Below are 1176 nucleotides of genomic sequence, written 5' to 3'. Positions count from 1 at the left end.
CGCTATAGTCCCGATGAAGAATCGGGAGCTGCCGCTTTTATCAGGTTTATTTAAATTGGCCTGTGGTTCTTCGGTTAGTGCAAATTGCCTAACTCTAATGTTAATAAAATCGATCTTAAAATCCCGTAATCCTAAAAATCCTGTTCCATGTCATTAATTAGTATCATCAACAAAGATTTCGATATACCAGACAATCTTTCTGAAGATCAGTTGCGGGATGCAATGGTTGATGCCTTTGCTTATTTAATCGATAATGACTTTCCGAAACTGATTCAGATTTTATATAAGGCAGATGTAGATCAGTATAAATTAAAGGAACTGCTGGAAACGGTTGAAGGCTCGAGTTCGGCTGAAGTAATTGCCGATGCCTACATTGCCCGTCAGAAGGCTAAAATAGAAACCTGGAAAAAATACAGTCAAAAGAAGGATTAGGAGTGAAAGCTTATCCTTGCGAAGGATTAAAACGGTTGTACATATGCATATCAAAAAACGAAATAGAATTGATCTTATCCGCTTTTAGTACGAGGTCGGTTTTTAACTCATCTGTATTTGCAACCGAACCATCTTCAATATAACTGGCATAAACCGTTAAATACTGGGTGGTAAAAACCAGTTCTTTATCGTCAGCCTTGCGGTAGCCGCTAAAGGCAGGGGTAATTCGGATATAACTGGTGGTAAAGGGTTTGGGCAGCTCTTTAACCCAGCCAATGTAAAATTTGCCGCTATCCATGGTAAACTGTAAAAGATGGGCATCAAAAAAAGAAGAACTCAGTAAAAGCTCAAATTCATTTCCTGAAGTAGCTATTGCCCTTTTAATTGCCTTAAGGCGGTTAATGAAAAGATTTGCAATTTCTGTTGCGCCTACAGCAACAAATAACGACATGCTCGTGGTTCCGAAATAAGGGGTATGGATAGGGAGTAGTTTACTTAACTGTTCAACGGTTTCAGGAAAGATGGCAATGAATAATCCTCTTAATAAGAAGCATACACCTAAAAGCAGGATGCCTGCAAAAGCAGAATTTAACAGTACACGTTGGTTTTCTAGCCGATATTGTACGTATCTAAGGTATCTGAACCTAATAAGAATATAATAGCCGCCTACAAGAGGGAATAAGAGCAGGTTAAAAGGCATCTATATCGGCTATTTCTTGTTTTTATCCTTTCTTGTTTTTATCC

Annotated in this window: 2 protein-coding genes; one reads left to right on the top strand and one right to left on the bottom strand. The window is 38.4% G+C overall.

All coding sequences use genetic code 11. The features are described 5' to 3' along the window. Positions 1-147: 147 nt before the first annotated feature. On the top strand, positions 148-432 hold the full coding sequence (locus AC1DPQ_RS28305; RefSeq protein WP_477585172.1) for a hypothetical protein: 285 nt from the start codon (positions 148-150) through the stop codon (positions 430-432). 10 nt (positions 433-442) lie between these two features. Here AC1DPQ_RS28305 and AC1DPQ_RS28300 read toward each other — a convergent pair whose 3' ends face one another. After that, positions 443-1132, bottom strand: coding sequence for a hypothetical protein (locus tag AC1DPQ_RS28300; protein ID WP_215128327.1), 690 nt, complete (start codon positions 1130-1132; stop codon positions 443-445). Positions 1133-1176: the final 44 nt, after the last annotated feature.

This window comes from Pedobacter sp. 01T416_2, assembly GCF_056398925.1.
The sequence above is the reverse complement of the archived record's forward strand: the minus strand, read 5'-3'. Positions and strand labels throughout refer to the sequence as shown.

What these genes read in the sequence shown, in the direction of transcription:
- AC1DPQ_RS28300 (WP_215128327.1), bottom strand. Translation starts at nt 1,132, where the DNA reads ATGCCTTTTAACCTGCTCTTATTCCCTCTTGTAGGCGGCTATTATATT.
- AC1DPQ_RS28305 (WP_477585172.1), top strand. Translation starts at nt 148, where the DNA reads ATGTCATTAATTAGTATCATCAACAAAGATTTCGATATACCAGACAAT.